Genomic DNA, 18,707 nt, shown 5'->3' with positions numbered 1-18,707 from the left:
AAAGACTCGGAGGTTTTTCGGCTTAGTCGAACTTGCGGGAGGGGGCGAGGACCTTGGCCTCGCCGATGACGACCTTCTTGCCGTCGACCGAGCAATGCGTTTCCAGCGTCACGCGGCGCTTGCCGATGTCTATGTCGGTGACCTTGACCTCGGCATAGACCATGTCGCCGGGGCGCACGGGGGCAAGGAACTTCAGCGACTGTCCGAGGTAAACGGTGCCGTGCCCGGGAAGCTGTTCGCCGATGACCGCGGAAATCAGCCCCGCGGTCAACATGCCGTGGGCGATGCGCCCTTCGAAGATGGTGTCCTGCGCATAGGCGTCGTCGAGGTGCACCGGATTCCGGTCGGTGGAGACCTCGGCGAACATCTCGATATCCTGATCCGTCACCTGTTTGCGGAGGTGACGGGTCATGCCCATCTCGATGTCTTCGATGCAGATCGTTCCGCGAGGCAGGTTGTCCAACATCTTGCCCTCCATGAGCATCCGTTCGGTAATAAAAGCGTCATCCCTAGGCGGGATTGGTAATTTTATTACTTTGCGGACGCAGCGAAAGCAAGCGGTAATTTTATTACCCCAGCGTTCCCATGGAGAAGGTCGGTGCCACCTTTTCCTTTTGCAGGTAAGACTTTAGCGCGTCCGGTTCCGGCTGCTGCGACGTTTTGGTCTCGGCCCGGGCGAGACCGCCGGTGATGAAGAGGGAATCGAGATCTTCGCCCATAGCGCCCAGAATGTCGGTGTGCGGTCCGTCGCCGATGGCAAGGATCGCGCTGTCGGGAACGTCGTCGCGATGCGCGGCCAGACGCCGGCGGGCCAGGTCGTAGATCGCCGGATGCGGCTTGCCGAAATAAAGGCTTTCGCCGCCCATCTCTGTATAGAGCTTTGCCAGTGCCCCGGCGCAGTACTCCCGGCGCTCTCCACGGTCGACCACGATGTCGGGGTTCGCGCAGAGCAGTTTCAGACCCTTCTGCTTGGCATAAAGGAAGTCGGGACGGTTCACTTCCGGTTCCGCGTGGGGATCGAAGGGTCCGCAGCAGACGATGCCCTCGGCCTCCTGCAGCGGTACGCGGCTCACCTCGACGGGGTTATCCAGAATCTGCAGCGGCTCGAAGAAAGACTGATCGAAGTCGAGCCCCATGAAGTACACCTTCGACCCCACGGCGCCCTGGAACATCGCGGCGCGTGCGGCGTCGCCGGATGTGGCGATGTCGTCGTAGGCGTCTTCCGGCACCTCGAATTTCGTCAATTGCTTTGCCACCTCGTGGCGGGAACGCGGCGCGTTTGTCACCAGAACCACGGCGCCGCCTTTCGCGCGGTAGTCCTGGAGGGCGGCGACGGCGGAGGGGATGGCCTTGATGCCGTTGTGCACACAGCCCCACAGGTCGACGAACAACGCGTCGTAGCGGTCGGATACGTCGGAAAGGGCAGAGATGATCTGGGTCATTAGGGAGTCCTAGTGGTCAGGAGTGTCTGGCCCCTGCATAGAGGCTGCCCGCGCAATGGGACAGGCTTTTCAGACAGCAGAGCGTGGGTGTTCCAAGGGGTGGTTTGCGGCGGGCGCAGAGGTCGCGCACGTCCGGGTGCCATGTCTTCGGTCAGACTGTCGGGACCGGTCCTGGCCGAATACGAACACTGCACCGCAGCCGATTGCTGCGCAAGTCTTGCCGCCTGTGGCATTCGCAGAGCGTTGATCCTGTCCCTGCTTGGCCACGGGCGTCCCGCGAGAGGCCTCTCAGCCTTGGCTCATCCGTTCGGCGTAGGCGCGCATTTCCTCGGCTTCCTGGCGGGCTTCGCGCAGGCCGTCCATTGCCGCCGCCAGTTCCGCCTCCGTCTGGGCAAGCTGATTGGTCAGCTCCGCCTCACGTTGCTGGAGGTAGGTGATCGCCTGATCCCGGGTTTCTTCCGCCTCGTGCAATTCCTGGCTCATGCGTTCGAGTTGATCGACATCGGCCTGGCTGACGCGGCGAAAGCGGTGGATCAGCCAGTGGGCGAACCAGCCCAGGCAAAAGGCGACAAAAAGAATGATCGCCGTTGCGATGATGAACTGGGTTCTGTCCATTTGTTTTTCTGTCCCTCAGGCATGTTAGCCGTCTTCGCCGGTTTCCGGCTTGAAATTCGCATCGCGTACCGCGCCTTGTGGCACCGCCTTGTCCGCCCCGATGCCGGCGGCGGCCTCGGTGGCTTCCGGGTCCTGCATCGGCGGGTTGTCCGTCGCTGTGTCGGTGGCGGCGTCCTCGCCGTTCGGCTCCTCCGCGTCGGTTGCGTCGGCAGCCGACGCGTCGCTGGCGTCGGTCGTGTCCGTGTTCGTGTCTGTGGCGGCATCCGCCGCGGCGTCGGCGGTCTCGTCCACGGCAGGTTCGGGTGCGTCCGTCGTTGCCGCATCGGTCGCCTCCTCCGCGGCGTCCTCTGCTTCGGCGACGGTTTCTTCCAGCTCGTCGATCAGCAGCTTGAATTCGATCCGGCGGTTGGCTTCGCGGCCTTCTTCGGTGTCGTTGTCGGCGATGGGCTGCGCTTCGCCGTAGCCCTTCACCTCGTACATCCGAACCGGCACGCGGCGTCCGCGCAGCGCGTCGAGCACCGACTGTGCGCGATCCCGGCTGAGCTGCTGGTTCATCGACTCGCGGCCCTGGCTGTCGGTATGTCCGCCGATTTCCAACGGGATGTCGCCGCAGGTCTTCAGCAGGTCGGCCAGTTCATCGAGGATGTCGCGGGCGGAAATGTCGAGGGTGGCAGAGCCCGGCTCGAAGTTGATCTTCCGCGTGCCGACCACTTCCTTGATCATGCCGACGCATTGCTCGGGCGTGGGAATGCCCAGCGTCGGGTCCAGCCGTTCGACGTAGGTCACATTGATGTCGAAGGTGGCATTTTCGCCGAGCTTGCCGGCCAGCAGCGTCGCGATCTGCGCGCTGGCCTCCTGGTTGCCGGTCTGGCCCGTCACGATCACATCGTCGGGTGTGACAGTGATAGAGCCATTGGCCAGCATCGACAGCGCCTCCAGCCCGGCGAGGGTGCGCACCGGCCAGTCGGAAGGCAGGTTGTCGGCAAGACGGGCGGCGGTATAGACCGCCTCCGACCCGAAGCGCGCACGTGCGTAGCTGTCGGCAGTCTGGCGGGCGATCTCCGTGGTCAGGCGGCCGCGCAGCTGTACCTTGCCCTCGGGCGACAGGGTGGCGGTGAAATCCGGCGGACCCTCTGCGTCCTGTTCCGGTGCCTTGGGCAGCACGGCATGCAGCGCGAAGACCTCCGGCAGGGTGGTCTCCAGTTCGCCGACGATGCGGTCGAAGGTGCCCTGCGGGGTGCCTTCCAGCGCCACAAGCGTGACATCGGCGTTGGAGAAAGTGATGGAGCCGCCGCCCACTTCCTTCAGCTTGGCGATCCCCAGTTCTACGGCGTCCGCCCAGCGGCGCGACGGCACGCCAAGGCCCAGTGTGCAGATGGCCTTGCCTTCAAGCCCCGCGCGCGCGGCGGCGCGCAAGATACGACCGCGCGCCTCTTCGGTGTCGGCAGAGCAGGCGTCGAAACGTGCGCCATCCTCGTCGATCAGGAAGCGCAGGGTGAAGGGCGTGATCACGGGGCGCGGTGCGGACAGATCGAGCGCCAGACGCAGGCCATCGGGCTTGCGTCGGGTGAGATTGGTTTCCAGACGGGCGCGCGCCTCGGCGCTTTCGGTCATCGCCTTGATTTCCACCCGGTCGGCATCGACCGAGACCTTGGACCTCGGCAGGTCGCGCAGCGCGCTGGTGGCGTAGCGCAGGGCCTGTTCCCAGCCGTCCGGCGCGGGGAAATCGGCGGACTCGAGCAGGTCGGACACCTCCTGCCCGCCGGCAATCTGGCGGAAACTCTCGATCAAGTCCTCGCGGTCGGTGGAATGCGGCACGAGCCCGATGATCGAGACACCCGCGTCGTTCCTCAGGATCTCGATCGAGAAGCGGGGCGGGGCCACGTCCTCCGGCTCTTCCACCAGCATCTGGTCGATCACGCGGGAGGCATCGACGACGCGTCCCGCGGTCGACAACGCCTTGAAGCGCGCGGCCTCGTCCGGTGCGGTGCCGATCAGAAAGACCTGCAGACCGTTTGTGTCCACCTCGGCCCAGGGCAACCCCTCGCGGTCGAGTTCGTTCAGCACGCTGGACTGCGAGGCTGTCTCGATCATCTGCGAGGAAAAGTAGGCAGTCAGTACGCTCAGCCCGCTGGCAGCGACAAATGTCCCGGCAATGGTGAAGAGCGAAGAGAGCCGCATGTACGTGGTGACGTCCCGGTTTCGAGTGTTACGTTAGATACGCAGTCCAAACGGTCTGTGCAATCAGGCGATTATGGCGGCGGCGAAAAACAGCACGACCAGAAGACCGGCATCGCGATTGGACCGGAAGAGCTGTAGCAGCCGGTCGTTGTCATCCAGTTTAAGCCGGCGCAATTGCCAGAGCATGTGCCAGCCCATCGCCCAGGGTCCGGCGAGAGCGACGACCAGTTTCAGGATCTCGCCGTCGGGCGCAGCCAGGACGATGGCAACCCCCTGCAGCGCGACGGTCAGGGCCAGGAACCAGGCGAGCCAGCGCGGCGTGGCCTCGTCGCCAAAGAGGCGGGCTGTGGACTTGACCCCGATCAGGGCGTCGTCCTCCTTGTCCTGATGCGCGTAGATGGTGTCATAGAACAGCGTCCATGCCATGCCCGCGACATAGAGGAAGACGGCGGGCCACTGCAGCGTGCCGGTGTGTGCGGTCCAGGCCAGCAATGCGCCCCAGTTGAAGGCGATGCCGAGGAAGATCTGCGGCCACCAGGTGAACCGCTTGGCAAAGGGGTAGACCGCCACAGGCGCCAGCGACAGCACGCCAAGCGCGATGGCCATGGGCGGGAAGGTCAGCAGGATCAGCAAGGCGATCAGCGACTGCGCCACGGCCCAGGCCAGCGCCTGCTTCGCGGTCACCTGCCCCGACGGGATAGGCCGCGAGGCGGTGCGCGCCACCGAGCCGTCGATGTGGCGGTCGGTGATGTCGTTCCACGTGCACCCGGCGCCGCGCATCAGGATGGCCCCGACACCGCACCCGACAAATATCCATAGGTCGAACCAGCTTGCCCGGCCGTCCGAAACCATGGCCAGTGTCAGCCCCCACCAGCAGGGCAGAAGCAAGAGCCATGTCCCGATTGGCCGGTCGGCCCGGCTCAGCCGAAGGTAGGGGCGTGCAAAGGCGGGGGCGCGATGATCGACCCAGTTGCCCGTCACGGCATCCGAAACGCGCCCCGAGGCTTCGGGTTTCTGCGCCTCTGGCGTCTGCTGCGCACCGGTCATATGGTCCCCTCCATGTCATTCGAGAAACCGAAAATCCGCCTCTGTGTAGACCAGCCTTTGGCCGAGGAACAGGCGGTCGCACTGTCCCGCGACCAGGCGCACTACCTCTTCGGCGTCATGCGGCTCGAACGGGGTGCGCGTGTCGCCCTGTTCAATGGACGGGACGGCGAATGGGCGGCCGAGGTGGCGGATGCAGGCAAACGCGGCGGGACCCTCGTCTGCCGTGACAGGCAGGCGGCGCAAGGAACGCCGCCAGACCTGTGGCTGCTGTTCGCGCCGGTCAAGAAGGCCCGCACCGACTTCATCGTCGAGAAGGCGGTCGAGATGGGCGTGCGCCGTATCCTGCCCGTGCAGACCGACTTCACCAATTCCGAGCGCCTGCGTGTCGACAAACAGCAGGCGCACGCGGTCGAAGCGGCAGAACAATGCGGCGCCACCTTCGTGCCGGAGGTTGCAGAGATGGCACGGCTGGAGCGTCTCCTGTCGGAGTGGGACACCACGCGCCAGATACTGTTCTGCGACGAAACCGCAGCCGGTGCCCCCACGATCCTGGGCGGCCTCGAACCCGGGCCATGGGCGGTGCTGATCGGCCCCGAAGGCGGGTTTTCCGACCGGGAGCGCGCCCGGCTGGCGGAGATGGACTGCGCGCGGGCGGTCAGTCTCGGGCCGCGAATCCTGCGTGCGGAAACAGCCGCGGTCGCGGCGCTCGCGCTCTGGCAAGCGCACCTCGGCGACTGGACATGACGGTCGCACGTGGTCAACGGACTGAAAACCCTCCGGCCTAGGCGCGCCTTTCAAATCGGGTCTTCAGGTATTTATGGCCAAGATGAAGGAGACGCGCCTTTGACTTCATCTTGGCGACAAATACCTCGGGGGAGGCGCCCGCAGGAAGCCGGGGGCGGAGCCCCCTCCAAGAGCGGCCGGCCAGAGCAGGCGCGTGCCGGGAGGCGGCTTGCTTCCGTGATGGCGGCACGGCATCGTAAGGCCTCTGGCTCCGGCAAGGTGGAGCGCACTGTTCGTGGCGCGAAGATCCGGTGTGAAGGAACGATAAGATGATCCGCAAGGCCACACAGGCAGATATCGGGCAGATGGTCGCGTTTCTCGAGGAGCGGATCGCGCATTCCATGTTCCTGCTCGGCAACCTCGAAGCGCATGGAGTGGGCAACACCAAGCATCCGCATGGCACGTCTTTCTTCCTGCGCGAGACGGGCGAGGGCATCACAGGTGTCTTCGGCGCGACCAACGGCGGTTTCCTGATGTGCCAGTTGCCCGGTCTTTCCGCCACCGAGGCACAGACCTATGCACATCTGCTGAAGGGCTACACGGTGACCGGGATGACCGGCGACGTGCGCCAGATGGATGAGATACTGAGCGCCCTGCGGATACCGGCGGATGCGCTGTCCCTGAACCGGGTAGAGCCGCTCTATCGGCTGACGCTGTCGGGGCTGGGCGCCGCGCCGGCTGTGCGGCAGGCACGGGAGACCGATGTGACCCAGCTTGCGGACTGGTGGGCGCGATACCTTTCGGAGACCGGCACCTGTCCGCCTGCGCGTATAGACCGCGAAGCCGCGGTGCGCGCGCGCGCCGCGGTCGGTTCCCCAGACACGCAGATCATGGAAGAACGTGGCAGGCCAGTGGCCATGGCGCGGATCAACGCGCATGCGCGGCGGGCAGTGCAGGTGGGCGGCGTCTTCGTTCCGGAAACCCTCCGCGGCGAAGGCCGCGCCGGGCGAGTCGTTTCCGGCCTGCTGGCGACGGCCCGGGCGCGCGGGGCGGAACTGGCGATCCTCTTCGCCGCGTCGCCCGTGGCGGCGAGGGCCTACGAGAGGATCGGCTTCGTCCGTTGTGGCGACTATCGCGTGACGATCCTGCGCGATCCGTTGCCCCTGGGGGCCGCAGCATGATCCGCGCGGAGGCACGCAGGCTGTTGTGGCGGTGGCGCGAGGTGGCCGCCGCGGCCTGTGTCGCGGCGCTGGGGTTTTTCTGGGCCGTCGCGGCGACCGGTCCGGTTCTGGCGGTGATCGGCTGGACGCTGGTGGCGGCCGGGGGGCTGCTGGCGGCGGCTGGCGTGCAGCGCGCGCGCTTCCGTGTGGGCAGCGACGGACCGGGCGTGGTCCAGATCGTCGAGAAGCGGATCAGCTATTTCGGGCCTCTCGACGGTGGCGTGGTGGACCTCGAGTCTTTGTCGAGCGTGGTCCTCGACCCCTCCGGCAAGCCGCCGCACTGGGTGCTGCGCGTGCCCGGTCAGGCGCCCCTGTCGATCCCCCTGACAGCGCGTGGCGCGGAGGGCTTGTTCGATGCTTTCGCCAGCCTGCCCGGCATCCGGACCGAACACATGCTGAAACAGATGAAGGCGGGGTCGCGCATCCCGGTCGTGATCTGGCGCGCAGGTCCCCTGCGCAATGCACCAGATCGGTTGCATTGACAGTCCGCGAGAATGCCGACAGGACGGTAATCTGAACGAAAACGAACAAAGATCGGGAGCCTCCCACCATGTCCATCCCACAGTCCGGCGGCGGCCCCATCGAATCGTTTGACCAGATGGCGGATTACCTCGCCTCCGGATGCAAACCCAAGGAAGACTGGCGCATCGGGACGGAACACGAGAAGTTCGGGTACTGCAAGGACACCCTGAACCCGTTGCCCTTCGAAGGCGAACGTTCCATCCGGGCCGTGCTGGAGGGGCTGCGGGACCGCCACGGCTGGGCGCCGGTCGAAGAAGGCGGCCATCTGATCGGCCTGACCAAGGACGGGGCGAATGTCTCGCTGGAGCCGGGAGGCGCGCTGGAACTGTCCGGTGCTCCGCTGGAGACGATCCACCAGACCTGCGACGAGGTCAACGAGCACCTGCGCGAGGTCAAGGGCGTTGCGGACGAACTGGGCGTCGGATTTATTGGGCTGGGCGCGGCACCGATCTGGACGCACGACCAGATGCCGCTGATGCCCAAGGGCCGCTACAAGCTGATGGACGCCTACATGCCCAAAGTGGGCACCACCGGCCGCGAGATGATGCGCCGGACCTGCACGGTGCAGGTGAATCTCGACTTCGGGTCGGAGGCGGACATGGTGCAGAAGATGCGCGTGGCGCTGGCTCTGTCGCCAGTGGCGACCGCGCTCTTCGCCAACTCGCCGTTCTTCGAGGGCAAGCCGGTGGGCGTGAAATCGAAGCGGATGCAGATCTGGGAGACGCTGGACGACTCGCGCACCGGGATGCTTCCCTTCGTCTTCGAGGAGGGCTTCGGCTTCGAACGCTGGGTGGAGTACGCGCTGGATGTGCCGATGTACTTCGTCTACCGCGATGGCAAATACGTCGACGCGCTTGGCATGTCGTTCCGCGATTTCCTGGAGGGCAAGCTGCCTGCGCTGCCGGGCGAAACGCCAACCCTGTCCGACTGGGCGGATCACCTGACAACGGCCTTCCCGGACGCGCGGGTGAAGAAGTTCATCGAGATGCGCGGTGCGGACGGTGGCCCGTGGCGGCGGCTGTGCGCTTTGCCGGCCTTCTGGGTGGGTCTGATGTACGACCAGACCGCGCTGGACGCGGCCTGGGACCTGTGCCGCAACTGGACGGCAGAACAGCGCGAGGCGCTGCGGCTGGCGGCCACGCGCGATGCGCTGGCGGCGGAGGTCGACGGTATCCGGATGCACGACCTCGCGCGCGAGGTGCTGGAGATCTGTGAAGCGGGCCTGAAGGCTCGGGCGCGTCCCGGTGCGGGCGGTCTTGTCCCGGACGAGACGCATTTCCTCAGCGCGCTGAAGGAAAGCGTCGAGAGCGGTATGACCCCGGCGGACGAGCTGCTGGAGCATTATCACGGCGACTGGAACGGCGATCTGAGCCGGATCTACGCCGCCTATTCCTACTGAGGCGCCGCGGACCCCGATGGCGAAGGGCGGAGAATCTCCGCCCTACATCGGGTCATGCTTCCTGGCGGGACATGGCGTACGTACGGCCTGAAGCGACCGGCGTGTCGGGGCGTGGTGCTGGATCACTCGGCCGGAATTTCCTTGAGGATATTGCGGCGGTAGTAGTCGCTGATCTCCGCCTTACGGGCCTGTTGCATGGCGGGACTGGGTGCGGCGTCCACCTGCAGGATGACGTGGGCGCTGTCCCACGCCGTCGACTTCTTCGGCCCCTTGGCGCCACGTGCCTTACCGGCAGGCATCGGGTTCGCCCCGCCGGACGCCGCCTCTCGCAGCGGGCGATCCGGGCCGTCGTGCGGGTTTGAGCCGTACCGGTTCATGTCGTCGGACGGAAGCAGCATGAGGAATATGAACCAAAACGGACCGATCAGCGGTACGATCAAGATGAAGTACCACCAGCCGGAACGTCCCGTATCGTGCAACCGACGCATGCAGAGCGTCAGGCCAGGGACGAGGAGCGCTGTCATCACAAGGCCGTAGATCTGCATGACCATCCCCGGGGCACCGGTGGCGGGATCGAACAGCAGAGCCAAGGGAACCGTGTCGGTCGCGATGACCGCGACGAGGCCTGCCGCCTGCGCGACGTAGGCCAGTTGCACCCACCAGAACTCGGCCCGGGTTGCGCGGCCGCCGAAGTCCAGGGCGCGGGTGAAGAAACGGCCGATGGCCTTGAAGGGTCCGGTCATGGGGCAAACTCTCCGACGGTTGACACCTTAAGGTTGAGGTGTGACCGGGGCGAGATTGCGGCGGCGTTAAGATTTATTGACGGCTTTCGAGATCGATTCCCGCGAAAGGGGCGTCGGGCCGACGCCGCTTGCAGTGAGGCGGCGCACGGGGAAGGGCGCCGCCCGCCGGTCAATAGCCAATGGCGCAGCCATCCTTGCGCGGATCGGACGCGCCTTCGAGCACACCCGACGGATGGATCAGGATTGCCTGAGCGCCGCCGATCGGGGTGACGGGCGTGTCCACGGCGTGCCCCTTTTCGGCCAGTGCGGCGGCAACCTCGGGCGCATACCCACGCTCCACCATCAGCTTTCCGCCTTCGGCAAAGCTGCGCGGAGCGTCGAGCGCCGCCTGAGGGTCCATGCCGTAATCCGTCATGTTGGACATCACTCGGGCGTGGCCATTTGGCTGGTACTGCCCGCCCATGACTCCGAACGGCATAGTCACGCGGCCTTCGTCCCGCACCATGGCCGGGATGATCGTGTGCAGCGGGCGCTTGCCGCCGGCCATCTCGTTGGCGTGGCCCTCGGCCAGCGAAAACCCGGCCCCACGATTCTGGAAGAGGATGCCGAACTTCTCGGAGGCGATGCCGGAGCCGAAGCTGTGGAACACCGAGTAGATCAGCGACACAACCATGCGGTCGCGGTCCACGACGGTCAGATAGATCGTATCCTTGTGCACCGCCTCGGAGACTGTCGTGGCCGAAGCCATCGCACGGTTGGGATCGATCAGCGCGGCGAGCCGTTCCGCCGTCTCGGGCGCCTGAAGATGGGCGAGGCCGGTCATCGTGTCGGGGTCGGAGAGAAAGCGGTTGCGGGCGTCATACGCGAGTTTTGCAGCCTCCGCCTCCACATGCGCGCGCTCGACGCCGAAAGGATCCATCGCCGCAAGGTCGAAGTGGGACAGGATGTTGAGCATCAGGTGCGCGGTGATGCCCTGTCCGTTGGGCGGATGCTCCAGCAGTTCGCGGCCCTTGTAGTGGCCCGCCAGCGGGTCGGCAAAGGTTGTCCGGGCGGCGGCGAAGTCCTCGGTGGTGTGGCGGCCGCCACCGGCGTTGAGCGCGGCCAGCATGTCCTCGGCGACCTCGCCTTCGTAAAAGGCGCTGCGGCCGTGTTTCGAGATGCGGCGCAGGACTTCTGCCTGCCCGGGCAAGGCAAGGATGTCGCCGGTCTTCAGGGGCTTGCCGTCCTTAAGGAAGTGGTGGCGGGCGGCGCCCTGAAGGTTTTCGTGCGCCTGCGCGTAGTCGAAGGCGACGCGCGGTGGGATCGGCACGCCCTCGTCCATGTATCGGATCGCCGGGGCCAGACTGTCGGCAAGGCCCAGCTTGCCCCAGCGCTCGGACATTGTGCAGAAGGCGTCGATGGCGCCGGGGACGGTGACGGCATAGGGATGGTCGAGCGGCACCGTGCTTTTCCCCTCATCGCGCAGCAGCGCGGCGTTGTGACCGGCGGGCGCCCGTCCGGAGCCGTTGACGGCCACCACGTCTTCGGTGCCAGCGGGCGACACGAGCGCAAAGCAGTCGCCGCCGATCCCCGTCATGGCCGGTTCACAGAGGCCGAGCAGCACGGCCCCGGCGATGGCGGCGTCCATGGCGTTGCCGCCCCTTCGCAAGACATCCACCGCCGTCGAGGCCGCCAGAGGATGCGAGGTGGCGCAGAGGCCGTTCATGGCGAGGACGGGGGACCGTCCGGGTTTCTGGAAATCGCGCATGCTCTGCCTCCCTGAGTGTTGCGCGCAGGATAGGCGGCTATCCGGGGGCGTCAATCCGTGCGGTGGAGGGAGACAGAACCTCGACGCCGCGCACTGGGTGGGGGCTGATAACGCGCGGCGCCGAGGTGAAGCCATATGCAGCTACATTCCAAGGTATGCTTCCGGAACGGGGCGCAAATGTGATCCGGGCCAGGTCTTTTCATGGCCGGGACGGCGCCGCGCAAGCAGGGTGCGCAAACGCAAGAACACGCCCGCGAAGGGGCGTGTTCTGGATGCATAGAACCTCGGTACCGCGCACTGGGTGGGGGCTGAAAACGCGCGGCACCGAGGTGAAGCCATATGCAGCTACAAGACTGAAGATGACGCTCCAATCGGGCGCGATTGTGGCTGCCGTAGGGTCATTTCGGGAACAGGCACCGTTTGGGCAGGCGCGGGCGGCAGTTCTTCCACAGGCACGAACGGCGATTGTCAGGATGCGTGGGACAGAAGCATTTCCAGCGCGAGGCGGTTGGTGCCTTCGGTGCAGGAATAGTCGAGGTCCGTCACGAGCGTACGGATGAGGTGCCAGCCAAATCCGCCTTCGGGAAGGTCGGCGATCGGGACGTCCAGGTTCGCGGCCATGCCCTTTGGCGGGGTATGACCCGGCATGGCGACGCCGGTATCGCGGAACTCCGCGCGCAGGCTGTCGGGGCGAAACGTCAGGTGCAGACTGATGGTCCCGGCGCATCCGTCGGCATAGGCGTGCTCGACGATGTTGTTGAGCACCTCTGCCACGACGATTTCCCAGGAGAGGTCCAGGTCGGAAAAGGGCGGGCGACGGTCGAGATGCGCGCGTACCTGATGGAGCGCCAGAGTGACGGCCTGCGGCGTGTTACCTAGAACACCTTGAATGACGAGCGTGCCGCCATCCCGCAGTTCTGCATTCATCTCGGCCTCCACGGCACGGCCGGTCAGGCGTTCAGCGCGGTGACGGCGGTCTCGTGGATCTGGAATATCGAATCCATGCGGGTCATGCGAAAAACCTTGTCGACGGCCGGGGACAAACCGGCCAGTTCCAGCTTGGCATTCGGTGGCATCAGCTTCATGGCGGCGACAATCGCGCCAAGGCCGCTCGAATCGATAAAGTCCACCCTTTCGAGGTCGAGCACGACGCGGCCCGACGCATCCCCGAGAATCTCGCGCATCCGATCCTTGAAGGCGATTGCGACGGCGGCGTCGATGCGGTCGGCGTCGACCCGGATGATGGCCACGCCGTTGTCGGATGTGGTGCTGAGTTGCATGTCTGCCCTTTCCCTGGTGCGGCGCACACCGCGTCCCTCGGCGACGGACCCTAGACGCGAATCCTTACCATTCGGTATGCATGTCTTCAGATGGGAGGGTTCCAAATGAAGGACGTAGTTATCACCGGGGCGTCTCGGACGCCGATGGGCGGATTCCAGGGTGTCTTTGCCGAGCAGGAAGCGTGGAAGCTGGGCGGTGCTGCGATCCGCGCCGCGCTGGCGGGTCATGCGGACCGCACCGTGGACGAGGTTCTGATGGGCTGCGTGCTTCCGGCGGGACAGGGACAGGCACCGGCCCGGCAGGCAGGCTTCGCGGCCGGACTGGGCGAGAACGTCCCGGCGACGACGCTGAACAAGATGTGCGGCTCGGGCATGAAGGCGGCAATGCTGGCATGGGACCGGCTGGCGCTTGGTCACGCGGATTGTATCGTGGCCGGCGGCATGGAGTCGATGACCCTGTCGCCCTACCTGCTGCCAAAGATGCGCAGCGGCGCGCGCATTGGCCACGGCCAGGTCGTCGACCACATGTTCCTCGACGGGCTGGAGGACGCCTATGACAGGGGCCGCCTTATGGGCACCTTCGCGGAGGATTGCGCGGAGGCGTTCCAGTTTACCCGTGAGGCGCAGGACCAGTACGCTTTGGCCTCGCTGTCCAACGCATTGGACGCGGAACGCTCCGACGCCTTCGAGAACGAGATATGCCCCGTGACGCTGCACACGCGCCACGGGGAAGAGGTCATCACCCGTGACGAACAGCCCGGCAAGGCGCGCCCCGAGAAAATCCCGCTGCTGAAACCGGCGTTCCGCAAGGATGGCACGGTGACAGCGGCGAACTCCTCGTCGATTTCGGACGGGGCGGCGGCACTCGTCATGACGACGCTCGATTCGGCGGTGCGTCGGGGTGTGCTGCCCCGCGCCCGGGTGCTTGGCCACGCCAGCCACGCGCAGGCGCCGAAGGATTTCCCGACCGCGCCGATCCCCGCCGCCCGCAAGCTGCTGGACCGGATCGGCTGGAAGAAGAACGAGGTGGACGTCTGGGAGGTGAACGAGGCGTTTGCCGTCGTGCCCATGGCCTTCATGAAAGAGATGGGCCTGCCACGCGATGTTGTGAACGTGAACGGCGGGGCCTGTGCGCTGGGGCATCCCATCGGAGCGTCGGGCGCGCGGATCATAGTCACCCTTTTGAACGCGCTGGAAAAACGCGGCGCGCGTCGGGGTGTCGCGGCGATCTGCATCGGCGGCGGCGAAGGCACGGCCATCGCGATCGAGCGCATCTGAGAGGTTCGCGGCGGGGGCTGTTCGCCAGTCCTCCGCCGACCGGTCCCGGCATGGCTGTGCGCCCGCGCGTAGGGCAGCGGGGGGCTTGGATTAACCCGCGCGGCGCCGTGAAAATTTTCCTTGATATTTCATCCGCTCCCGGCATCATGAAAAAAGCAGGGAGAATTTCACGAGCATGCAGATGGACGCGCCTCCGGCCACGCTTGGCTCTGACTTGCGGACGCTGCGCCGGACGCGGGGTCTGACCCTGCAACAGCTTGCGGACAAGCTGGGTCGCTCGGTTGGATGGTTGAGCCAGGTGGAGCGCGATTTGTCGGAGCCCTCGATCACCGATCTGCGCCACCTCGCGGCGGCGCTTGATGTCTCCGTCTCCATGCTGGCCCGCCAGGATGCGGCCGCGCCGGAAGAGGTCGGGCGGATCGTGCGGCAGGGCATCCGGCGGCCCATCGGTTCGCGCGTGTCGGGATTGGTGGAGGAGCTTCTGTCACCTGACCTCGCCGACGATTTCGAGATGGTGCACTGCCGGTTCGAGCCGCATTCTCAGATCGGCGAAACGGTGACACGGCCAACGCAAGAGCTGGCCTTCCTGCTGTCGGGGCGCCTGGAAATGACCATTGGCGAGGACCGGTTCAGCATCTTTCCGGGCGACAGTTTCCGGATCAGGGGAGAGCCTTTCCGCTGGGAAAACCCGCATGACGAGGCGGCGGTTGCGATCTGGGTGATCGCACCGCCGGTGTATTGAGCGCGGCGACGGAGAAGGGGCAGATACGATGATCGAGGGTTTTTGCCTGTGTGGCGCGGTCCACTTCCGGACGGAAGCGCCGCCGCAGGGGGCCAGCGCCTGCCACTGCCACCAGTGCCGGCGGATGTCCGGGCACGTCTGGGCCTCTGCCTATGTGCCGAAAGACGCACTGACGATCACGGGCGACGTACGCTGGTTCGACAGCTCGGACGCGGCGCAGCGCGGCTTCTGCCCGACATGCGGTTCTTTCCTCTTCTGGCAGGCGCACGCGGAGGACACGATCAGCTTTGCCCTCGGCGCGCTGGACGCGCCAACCGGGTTGCGGCTGACCAAGCACATCTTCACTGCCGACAAGGGCGATTACTACGACATCGCGGACGGCGTTCTCCAGAGGTGATCCATGACTGACAGTGCGACACAGGATCAGGGGCGGCTGCTTGCGCAGGCGCGCGTGGTCATCATCGGCGGCGGGGCGGTCGGTGTGTCCTGCGCCTATCACATCGCGCGCGCCGGCTGGGACGTCGTCTTGCTGGAGAAGAACCAACTGACCGCCGGGTCGACATGGCATGCGGCGGGGAACTGCCCATCGTTCTCCACTAGTTGGGCGGTCATGAACATGCAGCGCTATTCGCTGCAACTCTATCGCCGGCTGGCGGCCGAGGTCGACTACCCGATGAACTACCACGTTACAGGGTCGATCCGACTGGGCCATTCGCGCGCGCGCATGATGGAGTTCGAGCGCGCCCGCGGCATGGGCCAGTATCAGGGCATGTCTCTGGAAATGCTGCAGGTCTCGGACCTGAAGGACCGCTATCCGTTCCTCGAAACGCACGACCTGGCGGGCGCCCTCTACGATCCGGATGACGGCGACATCGACCCGGCGCAGCTCACTCAGGCCCTGGCCAAGGGCGCGCGTATGGCGGGCGCCCGGATCGAGCGGTTCTGCGGCGCGACCGGGATACGGCGCGAGGGCGACGACTGGATCGTCGAGACGGAGAAGGGCGAGATCCGCTGCGAACAGGTGGTCAACGCCGCAGGATACTACGCGCAGCGGGTAGGCGCGTGGTTCGTGCCGTATGGCGGGCGCACAGTGCCTATGGCGGTGATGAGCCACCAGTATTTCCTGACCGAACCGATCCCGGAGCTTGAGGCCTGGTCGAAGGACAACGGCAAGCTGCCGCTCCTGCGCGACGTGGATTCCTCATATTATCTGCGGCAGGAGAAATATGGCCTGAACCTCGGCCCCTACGAGCGGAACTGCAGGGCGCACTGGGTGACGCCCGACGATCCCATGCCGGAAGATTTCTCGTTCCAGCTCTATCCCGACGATCTCGACAGGCTGGAATGGTACATCGAGGACGCCATGGCACGTGTGCCGATCCTCGGGCAGGCGGGTGTCGGCCGGGTCATAAACGGCCCGATCCCCTATGCCCCGGACGGCCTGCCGTTGCTCGGCCCGATGCCGGGGGTGCCGAACGCCTACGAGGCCTGCGTCTTCACCTTCGGCATCACGCAGGCGGGCGGCGCAGGCAAGGTTCTGGCGGAGTGGGTGACGGAGGGCCGGACGGAGTGGGACATGTGGTCCTGCGACCCGCGCCGGTACACCGGCTATACCGATCCCGACTATTGCCTCGCCAAGGCAATGGAGACCTACGGCCACGAATACGCGATGCACTTCCCCCGTCACCGCTGGCCCGCGGCCCCCGACCGGCGGTTGTCACCGCTCCACGAGCGCCTGTCGGCGGCGGGCGCGCAGTTTGCACCCTACAACGGCTGGGAAAGGGCTACATGGTTCGCGCATCCAGACGACGATACCTCGGATGCCGCGACCGAAACATGGGAACGCGACGGCCCGTGGCAGCCCCGCGTGCGCGAGGAATGCGAGGCCGTGCGCGACGGGTGCGGCGTGCTGGAGATCTGCGGCTTCACCCGGCTGATGGTCAGCGGTCCGGGCGCGCGCGCCTGGGTCGACAGCCTGACCGCCTCCCGCCTTCCGGCAGAGAAACGCGTGGGCCTGCTGTATTTTACCGACGATCGCGGTCGAATCCTGACGGAGATGACGGCGCTCAACTACGGGCCGGATCAGGTCGGCCTCATCACCGCCGCCGTGGCGCAATGGCACGACCGAGATCTCCTGACGAACGGCGCGCCGGAGGGCGTCACGGTCGAAGATCTCTCGGACGCAGCGGACTGCCTTCTGGTCACCGGCCCGAAGGCGCGCGAGGTGCTTGACCAGATTTCCGACGCGGACCTGTCGCTGCCGTGGCTGTCGGTGCAGCACGACGCCACGGTCGCGGGCAAGGCCTGCGCGCTCCTGCGGGTTGCCTACGCCGGAGAACTGGGGTGGGAGATCCACTGCGATCCGGACGACGCCCCGGCGATCTGGGGGGCGCTGACGGTCGCAGGGGCGAAACCCTTCGGGATGTTCGCGCTCGACAGCCTGCGGATCGAGAAGGGCTACCGGACTTGGAAGGGCGACCTGTCGTCGGACTACACGCTGCTGGAGGCCGGGCTCGACCGTTTCATCGATCTGTCGAAGTCCGACTTTCCCGGCAAGGCAGCCCTTGTGGCGCAGGCCGAGGCAGGTGTGGCGAAACGCTTCGCGCCGCTGATCGTGGCGGCCGAGGGCTGCGATGCCCTCGTGATGGCGACCGTCTGGCAGGACGGCGAAGTGGTCGGGGAAGTCACCTCCTCGGCCTGGGGTTATCGGGTCGGGGCCTCCGTGGCGCTGGCGATGCTGCGCGCGGATCTGGCTGCCCCGGGAACGGAAGTCGAGGTCGACATCTTCGGCAGACGCTGCAAGGCCAGGGTCCAGAGCGACGCACCGCTCTGGGACCCGAAGAACGAAAGGATACGGGCATGAAAGTCACGCTTCTCGATGGCGGCATGGGGCAGGAACTGATCCACCGCGCAGGCGACCGGCCGACGCCGCTGTGGTCCACGCAGGTGATGATCGACCGGCCCGGCCTCGTGCAGGAGATCCACGCAGACTATTTCGCGGCGGGCGCCACCGTCGCGACGGCCAACAGCTATGCCGTCCTGCGCGACCGGCTCATCCCTGCCGGGATCAAGGACCGATACGAGGAACTGGTCGAGGCCGCCATGGCAGAGGCGACGCAGGCCCGCGATGCCTTCGGGGGCGGCAAGATCGCCGGCAGCACAGCGCCGCTGGGCGCCACCTATCGCACCGACAAGCACCCGGATCTGCACGAAGCCATCCCGCTCTATGCCGAGAAGGCCCGCCTCATGGCGCCCCGCGCCGACCTGATCCTGATCGAAACCGCCGCGTCGCTCCTCACCTGCCGTGCCGCGCTCGAAGGCGTCCTGCAGGCGGGCCGGCCAGTCTGGCTGTCGATCAGCGTCGACGACGAGGACGGCTCGCGCCTGCGCTCCGGCGAAAAGGTCGCCGACGTTCTGCCCATCGCGCGCGACGGAGCTGCGGCTGTGCTGATCAACTGTTCCGCGCCAGAGGCGATGCCGGCCGCGCTCGACATTCTGGCGCGCGTGGACCTGCCCATCGGCGCCTACGCCAATGCGTTCACCCGGATCACGAAGGACTTCCTGAAGGACCAACCCACCGTCGACAGCCTCGAGGCACGCCGCGACATGGGGCCGGAAACCTATGCGGGACATGCCATGTCGTGGCTGGACCACGGGGCCACGATCCTCGGCGGCTGCTGCGAGACCGGCCCGGCCCATATCGCCGAGATCGCCAGCCGCCTGCGCGCCGCCGGGCATGAGATCGCCTGATGTCTTCTCTGCTTTCCA

The 18,707-nt window shown here is 66.1% G+C and carries 18 protein-coding genes; 9 read left to right on the top strand and 9 right to left on the bottom strand.

The window, feature by feature from the left end; all coding sequences use genetic code 11:
- Positions 1-22 precede the first annotated feature (22 nt).
- The 5 genes from ABFK29_RS17765 to ubiA all read right to left on the bottom strand — a co-directional run bounded on the left by ABFK29_RS17765 (position 23) and on the right by ubiA (position 5,285).
- Entirely contained in the window at positions 23-466 is a 444-nt protein-coding gene (locus ABFK29_RS17765) for a MaoC family dehydratase (RefSeq protein ID WP_040604606.1), read from the bottom strand.
- Between the two features lie 103 nt (positions 467-569).
- Entirely contained in the window at positions 570-1,442 is an 873-nt protein-coding gene (locus tag ABFK29_RS17760; RefSeq protein ID WP_005859117.1) for a TIGR01459 family HAD-type hydrolase, read from the bottom strand.
- A gap of 288 nt (positions 1,443-1,730) precedes the next feature.
- Positions 1,731-2,057 carry a hypothetical protein gene (locus tag ABFK29_RS17755; protein ID WP_005859115.1) on the bottom strand — a complete coding sequence of 109 codons (327 nt, stop codon included), beginning with the start codon at positions 2,055-2,057 and terminating at the stop codon, positions 1,731-1,733.
- A gap of 24 nt (positions 2,058-2,081) precedes the next feature.
- Entirely contained in the window at positions 2,082-4,238 is a 2,157-nt protein-coding gene (locus ABFK29_RS17750) for an OmpA family protein (RefSeq protein ID WP_005859113.1), read from the bottom strand.
- A gap of 63 nt (positions 4,239-4,301) precedes the next feature.
- Positions 4,302-5,285, bottom strand: a complete 984-nt coding sequence (gene ubiA / locus ABFK29_RS17745; RefSeq protein WP_005859112.1) for a 4-hydroxybenzoate octaprenyltransferase — start codon at positions 5,283-5,285, stop codon at positions 4,302-4,304.
- 12 nt (positions 5,286-5,297) lie between these two features.
- Here ubiA and ABFK29_RS17740 point away from each other — a divergent pair, with 12 nt between their 5' ends.
- The 4 genes from ABFK29_RS17740 to ABFK29_RS17725 all read left to right on the top strand — a co-directional run bounded on the left by ABFK29_RS17740 (position 5,298) and on the right by ABFK29_RS17725 (position 9,149).
- The gene (locus ABFK29_RS17740; protein ID WP_040604604.1) at positions 5,298-6,029 is read left to right on the top strand and encodes a 16S rRNA (uracil(1498)-N(3))-methyltransferase; all 732 of its coding nucleotides are present in this window, start codon (positions 5,298-5,300) and stop codon (positions 6,027-6,029) included.
- Positions 6,030-6,337: 308 nt separating this feature from the next.
- Positions 6,338-7,189, top strand: a complete 852-nt coding sequence (locus ABFK29_RS17735) for a GNAT family N-acetyltransferase (protein ID WP_005859108.1) — start codon at positions 6,338-6,340, stop codon at positions 7,187-7,189.
- Complete coding sequence (locus tag ABFK29_RS17730) at positions 7,186-7,710, top strand: hypothetical protein (RefSeq protein ID WP_005859106.1); 525 nt, start codon at positions 7,186-7,188, stop codon at positions 7,708-7,710. Before ABFK29_RS17735 ends, ABFK29_RS17730 begins: the two co-directional genes overlap by 4 nt.
- 68 nt (positions 7,711-7,778) lie before the next feature.
- A complete protein-coding gene (locus ABFK29_RS17725) occupies positions 7,779-9,149 on the top strand; it encodes a glutamate--cysteine ligase (RefSeq protein ID WP_005859104.1) in 1,371 nt (456 codons plus the stop codon).
- Between the two features lie 122 nt (positions 9,150-9,271).
- Here ABFK29_RS17725 and ABFK29_RS17720 read toward each other — a convergent pair whose 3' ends face one another.
- From ABFK29_RS17720 to ABFK29_RS17705, 4 genes are all read right to left on the bottom strand, one after another.
- A complete protein-coding gene (locus ABFK29_RS17720; RefSeq protein ID WP_005859102.1) occupies positions 9,272-9,892 on the bottom strand; it encodes a DUF805 domain-containing protein in 621 nt (206 codons plus the stop codon).
- A gap of 169 nt (positions 9,893-10,061) precedes the next feature.
- The gene (ggt, locus tag ABFK29_RS17715; RefSeq protein ID WP_040604568.1) at positions 10,062-11,639 is read right to left on the bottom strand and encodes a gamma-glutamyltransferase; all 1,578 of its coding nucleotides are present in this window, start codon (positions 11,637-11,639) and stop codon (positions 10,062-10,064) included.
- 468 nt (positions 11,640-12,107) lie between these two features.
- On the bottom strand, positions 12,108-12,566 hold the full coding sequence (locus ABFK29_RS17710) for an ATP-binding protein (protein WP_157136484.1): 459 nt from the start codon (positions 12,564-12,566) through the stop codon (positions 12,108-12,110).
- Positions 12,567-12,589: 23 nt separating this feature from the next.
- Complete coding sequence (locus ABFK29_RS17705) at positions 12,590-12,919, bottom strand: STAS domain-containing protein (RefSeq protein ID WP_005859096.1); 330 nt, start codon at positions 12,917-12,919, stop codon at positions 12,590-12,592.
- A 105-nt stretch (positions 12,920-13,024) separates the two neighbouring features.
- Here ABFK29_RS17705 and ABFK29_RS17700 point away from each other — a divergent pair, with 105 nt between their 5' ends.
- The 5 genes from ABFK29_RS17700 to ABFK29_RS17680 all read left to right on the top strand — a co-directional run bounded on the left by ABFK29_RS17700 (position 13,025) and on the right by ABFK29_RS17680 (position 18,689).
- Positions 13,025-14,197, top strand: a complete 1,173-nt coding sequence (locus tag ABFK29_RS17700; protein ID WP_040604567.1) for an acetyl-CoA C-acyltransferase — start codon at positions 13,025-13,027, stop codon at positions 14,195-14,197.
- Between the two features lie 175 nt (positions 14,198-14,372).
- Entirely contained in the window at positions 14,373-14,939 is a 567-nt protein-coding gene (locus ABFK29_RS17695; protein WP_005859092.1) for a helix-turn-helix domain-containing protein, read from the top strand.
- Between the two features lie 28 nt (positions 14,940-14,967).
- On the top strand, positions 14,968-15,336 hold the full coding sequence (locus tag ABFK29_RS17690) for a GFA family protein (RefSeq protein WP_005859090.1): 369 nt from the start codon (positions 14,968-14,970) through the stop codon (positions 15,334-15,336).
- Between the two features lie 3 nt (positions 15,337-15,339).
- On the top strand, positions 15,340-17,802 hold the full coding sequence (locus tag ABFK29_RS17685) for a GcvT family protein (protein ID WP_005859088.1): 2,463 nt from the start codon (positions 15,340-15,342) through the stop codon (positions 17,800-17,802).
- Positions 17,799-18,689, top strand: a complete 891-nt coding sequence (locus ABFK29_RS17680; RefSeq protein ID WP_005859086.1) for a homocysteine S-methyltransferase family protein — start codon at positions 17,799-17,801, stop codon at positions 18,687-18,689. Before ABFK29_RS17685 ends, ABFK29_RS17680 begins: the two co-directional genes overlap by 4 nt.
- The last annotated feature ends 18 nt before the right edge of the window (positions 18,690-18,707 follow it).

Origin of the sequence: Sagittula stellata E-37 (assembly GCF_039724765.1) — a bacterium.
GTDB classification, from domain to species: domain Bacteria; phylum Pseudomonadota; class Alphaproteobacteria; order Rhodobacterales; family Rhodobacteraceae; genus Sagittula; species Sagittula stellata.
The sequence above is the reverse complement of the archived record's forward strand: the minus strand, read 5'-3'. Positions and strand labels throughout refer to the sequence as shown.

Coding starts and splice junctions, on each gene's coding strand:
- ABFK29_RS17685 (WP_005859088.1), top strand. CDS start 15,340: ATGACTGACAGTGCGACACAGGATCAGGGGCGGCTGCTTGCGCAGGCG.
- ABFK29_RS17760 (WP_005859117.1), bottom strand. CDS start 1,442: ATGACCCAGATCATCTCTGCCCTTTCCGACGTATCCGACCGCTACGAC.
- ubiA (WP_005859112.1), bottom strand. CDS start 5,285: ATGACCGGTGCGCAGCAGACGCCAGAGGCGCAGAAACCCGAAGCCTCG.
- ABFK29_RS17755 (WP_005859115.1), bottom strand. CDS start 2,057: ATGGACAGAACCCAGTTCATCATCGCAACGGCGATCATTCTTTTTGTC.
- ABFK29_RS17700 (WP_040604567.1), top strand. CDS start 13,025: ATGAAGGACGTAGTTATCACCGGGGCGTCTCGGACGCCGATGGGCGGA.
- ggt (WP_040604568.1), bottom strand. CDS start 11,639: ATGCGCGATTTCCAGAAACCCGGACGGTCCCCCGTCCTCGCCATGAAC.
- ABFK29_RS17735 (WP_005859108.1), top strand. CDS start 6,338: ATGATCCGCAAGGCCACACAGGCAGATATCGGGCAGATGGTCGCGTTT.
- ABFK29_RS17740 (WP_040604604.1), top strand. CDS start 5,298: ATGTCATTCGAGAAACCGAAAATCCGCCTCTGTGTAGACCAGCCTTTG.
- ABFK29_RS17730 (WP_005859106.1), top strand. CDS start 7,186: ATGATCCGCGCGGAGGCACGCAGGCTGTTGTGGCGGTGGCGCGAGGTG.
- ABFK29_RS17725 (WP_005859104.1), top strand. CDS start 7,779: ATGTCCATCCCACAGTCCGGCGGCGGCCCCATCGAATCGTTTGACCAG.
- ABFK29_RS17710 (WP_157136484.1), bottom strand. CDS start 12,566: ATGAATGCAGAACTGCGGGATGGCGGCACGCTCGTCATTCAAGGTGTT.
- ABFK29_RS17765 (WP_040604606.1), bottom strand. CDS start 466: ATGTTGGACAACCTGCCTCGCGGAACGATCTGCATCGAAGACATCGAG.
- ABFK29_RS17695 (WP_005859092.1), top strand. CDS start 14,373: ATGCAGATGGACGCGCCTCCGGCCACGCTTGGCTCTGACTTGCGGACG.
- ABFK29_RS17750 (WP_005859113.1), bottom strand. CDS start 4,238: ATGCGGCTCTCTTCGCTCTTCACCATTGCCGGGACATTTGTCGCTGCC.
- ABFK29_RS17680 (WP_005859086.1), top strand. CDS start 17,799: ATGAAAGTCACGCTTCTCGATGGCGGCATGGGGCAGGAACTGATCCAC.
- ABFK29_RS17720 (WP_005859102.1), bottom strand. CDS start 9,892: ATGACCGGACCCTTCAAGGCCATCGGCCGTTTCTTCACCCGCGCCCTG.
- ABFK29_RS17705 (WP_005859096.1), bottom strand. CDS start 12,919: ATGCAACTCAGCACCACATCCGACAACGGCGTGGCCATCATCCGGGTC.
- ABFK29_RS17690 (WP_005859090.1), top strand. CDS start 14,968: ATGATCGAGGGTTTTTGCCTGTGTGGCGCGGTCCACTTCCGGACGGAA.